This window comes from Acidovorax sp. KPB24-07 (assembly GCF_057543315.1).
The window spans coordinates 1-2,214 of the sequence record NZ_BAAJYS010000487.1 but is presented as its reverse complement, the minus strand read 5'-3'; the positions used below and the strand labels follow the sequence as shown (position 1 = coordinate 2,214).

4 protein-coding genes are annotated in these 2,214 nt (G+C 73.3%); all 4 read right to left on the bottom strand.

All coding sequences use genetic code 11. The annotated features are described in order from the left end of the window. Window positions 1-261, bottom strand: a 261-nt coding sequence (locus AC27IQ_RS22940; RefSeq protein WP_487090918.1) for an FAD-dependent monooxygenase, incomplete at its 3' end; no start/stop codon positions are given. Window positions 262-491: 230 nt separating this feature from the next. Continuing rightward, a complete protein-coding gene (locus AC27IQ_RS22935) occupies window positions 492-1,070 on the bottom strand; it encodes a GNAT family N-acetyltransferase (protein ID WP_284425207.1) in 579 nt (192 codons plus the stop codon). Continuing rightward, window positions 1,067-1,678 carry a helix-turn-helix domain-containing protein gene (locus tag AC27IQ_RS22930; protein ID WP_487090917.1) on the bottom strand — a complete coding sequence of 204 codons (612 nt, stop codon included), beginning with the start codon at window positions 1,676-1,678 and terminating at the stop codon, window positions 1,067-1,069. Before AC27IQ_RS22930 ends, AC27IQ_RS22935 begins: the two co-directional genes overlap by 4 nt. A 70-nt stretch (window positions 1,679-1,748) precedes the next feature. Then, the coding region (locus AC27IQ_RS22925; RefSeq protein WP_487090916.1) for an MFS transporter at window positions 1,749-2,214 on the bottom strand (466 nt) is incomplete at its 5' end.

Sequence of the window (2,214 nt, the reverse complement as noted above, 5' to 3'; positions counted from 1 at the left end):
CCGTCGTGCACCCGGGCCTCGGCGATGCGGCCGATCTCGTGCGGGGCCAGCAGCGCCCCAGGTGCCCAGGCGGCGCAGCGTGTCGCCGCTGGCGTGGGTGAGCGCGATCTCGCGGCCGTCGGGCGCGGGATCGGCGAGCGCGGTGGCGGGTTGCCGGTCCAGCACCGTGCTGGTGAAACCGGCCTGGCACAGGGCGATGGCCAGCGACAGGCCGGCCGGGCCCGCGCCGACGATGAGAACGTCGCAATGCTGCTGGGGCATGGGAGGAAAGACCAAGGAAGGCGAGCGCCCGGCGGGCGCCGGCGGCCATTGTGCGGGCCCCGCCGCGCCCCCGGCTTGCACTGGGTCAAGGGAATGTGGCCGGCCGGGTTGGATTAGTTTGCTATTAATTAAATAGCAACATGCCCTAGTATCAATTGCCTTGGAGGCCCAAAAGGCCCCAATGCCTCGCGGCGGCACCCCGGCGGGCCATGGGGCCACGGCCCGCTGCGTCACACCGCCCGGTAGAAGAACGTGGTGCCGCACGGCGCGCCGTCGGGCATCAGGGCATAGCCCGGTACCTCGCCCACGCGCTGCCAGCCGGCGCGGGCGTAGAGCCGTTCGGCGTCGCCGCCGGTCACCGTGTCCAGCACCATCAGGGTCTTGCCCTCCTGCCGGGCGACCGCGTCCACGGCGTCCAGCAACTGCCGGGCCACGCCCTGGCGGCGGGCGCGGCGGTGCACCAGCATCTTGGCCACGTCTGCCCGGTGCGGCTGGTTCTCGGGCTGCGCCAGCACGAGCTGCACGGTGCCCAGCACCGCGCCGCTGTCCACCGCTTCGGCGATGAGCAGCGCCCGTTCGCCGCGCGCCACGCCCTCGGCCACGCCGCGCCAGAAATCCACGGCCCTGTCGTGCGCCAGCGGGTGCATGAAGCTCACCGAAGCGCCGCCGGCCACGCAGTCGATCAGCACCTCGGCCAGCGCCGGCACGCAGGCGGCGGCTTCGTTCACGCCCAGGCGGCGCACGGTCACGGCAGGGGCGCCGGCGGGGACTTCGGCGGAGGGCGTGGCGAGTGAGGTGGCGGCGGTCATGTCGGGCTCCGGGTCGGGTGGGGTGGCATGGCGGGCAGGGTGGCCAGGGCCACCAGGTAGCGCGCGGGGCTGCGCGTGGGGTTGCGGTATTCGATGGCGCCCTCCAGCCGGTGGGCCAGGCAGTCGCCGGCCTCCAGCCGCCAGACCGTGCCGTCCAGCGCGATGTCCATGCGGCCGTCGATCATCCAGATCTGCTGGTGGATCTCCGCGCCGCGGTCGGCCCGCTCGTAGGCCACGCGCTGGCCCGGCGGAAACACCACGTCCACGAGCTGCAGCGGCGACGCCACCGTGGGCGACACGTTGCGCCGCAGGTAGCCGGAGGCGGGGTCGGTCCACACGGGCTGCTGCGCCACGCGGGCCACGGGCGAGGGCGCGGCGAGGCCTTCGTCGCCCTCGGCCTGGGGCGCATCGAACAGCGAGGCCAGCGCCACGCCCAGGCCGGTGGCCAGCTTGTCCAGCACGGTGGCGGTGGGGCTGCTTTCGCCGCGCTCGATGAGCGAGATGTTGGAGCGGCTCACGCCGCTGCGTTCGGCCAGGGCGTCGAGCGAGAGGCCACGCGCATCGCGCAGTTCGCGCACGCGGCGGGCCAGGCGGGTATTGATGTCCATGCCTCCAGTTTAATGGAAATGATTCCAGAAAAATGGATGCACGCCGGATCAAGGCCGGGTCAATGCCGTATCAGGCCCCCTGCGCAGGCATCGCCCGCAGCGTCGCCGCCCAAAAGACCAGCGCCGCCAGGCTGAGCCCCAAGCCCAGCGCGCACACGCCGGGCCAGCCGGCAAGGCCGTACACCGCGGTCGATGCCACCGCTCCCAGGCCGCTGCCCACCGCGTAGAACAGCATGTAGCAGCCCACCAGGCGGCCGTGCGCCTCGGGCCGGGTGCGCAAGATCAGGCCCTGGTTGACCACGTGGACCGCCTGCCCGCCCAGGTCGAGCAGGACGATGCCCACCGCCAGCGCCCATAGCGTGTGCGCTGCGAACGCGATGGGCACCCACGACACCAGCAGGCATGCCAGCGCGAGGCCGGTGGCCCATTGCCCCCGGCCCCGGTCCACGGAGCGGCCGGCCCGCGCGGCGGCCAGGGCGCCCACCACGCCGACCAGCCCGAACGCGCCGATGGCGGTGTGCGACAGGGCATGGGGC

Excerpts from the sequence above, each read along its gene's own strand:
- AC27IQ_RS22935 (WP_284425207.1), bottom strand. The coding sequence starts at position 1,070 with ATGACCGCCGCCACCTCACTCGCCACGCCCTCCGCCGAAGTCCCCGCC.
- AC27IQ_RS22930 (WP_487090917.1), bottom strand. The coding sequence starts at position 1,678 with ATGGACATCAATACCCGCCTGGCCCGCCGCGTGCGCGAACTGCGCGAT.